The sequence below is a fragment of the Rhodococcus jostii NBRC 16295 genome (assembly GCF_001894825.1).
Taxonomy (GTDB): Bacteria; Actinomycetota; Actinomycetes; order Mycobacteriales; family Mycobacteriaceae; genus Rhodococcus_F; species Rhodococcus_F jostii.
The window spans coordinates 1-608 of the sequence record NZ_BCWY01000276.1; the positions used below are offsets into that span (position 1 = coordinate 1).

The following is a 608-nucleotide window of genomic DNA, read 5'->3' on the forward strand; positions in this document are numbered from 1 at the left end:
AACAGGGCCGGTGGGAGGGCCGGTCGGAGTTTCGGCACTTCCTCACCGGTGAACCGATCCCGGTCACCTTGTCCACCTACGTGATCGAGCACAGTCCGGAGAACCGCCCTGCGGTGATCGCATGCATCGCCCAGGACCTACGGACTGCGCAGGAGCACGAACAGCGCCTGCACACCGCTTTGGAGGCGGCCGCGTACCGGGTCCGCGAACAACGCGCCCTCGCCGACCTGAGTGGGCTCGCCGTCGACGGCGACCTGGACCACGTCCTCGTGGCCGCGGCGGACGCAGCCGCCGCGTTGGTGGGAGTCAACTGCGCCTCGGTGGCCCGGGCCGAGGAGCCGGGCGGTGCATTACGGGTGCTCGCCTACCGCGGTCAACCACCCGTCCCGGAAACCTTCGCCCCCGGTACCGACTCCCAGCCCGGATACGCGGCCGCCACCGATCAGATCATCATCTGCCCCGACCGGTACGGCGAGCACCGGTTCTCCACCGAAGCCATGAATACCCGAGGGCTACGAAGCGGAGTCTGCGTTCCCATCGGCGCCGACACGGTGTGGGGTGTGCTCACCGCACACAGTGCCCGCCCCCGCGACTACTCCGACCGGGAA

At 69.2% G+C, this 608-nt stretch carries 1 protein-coding gene; it reads left to right on the forward strand.

Annotated features, from left to right (window positions below; genetic code table 11):
• Positions 1-608, forward strand: a 608-nt coding sequence (locus RJ1_RS48660; RefSeq protein WP_255284988.1) for a GAF domain-containing protein, incomplete at both ends; no start/stop codon positions are given.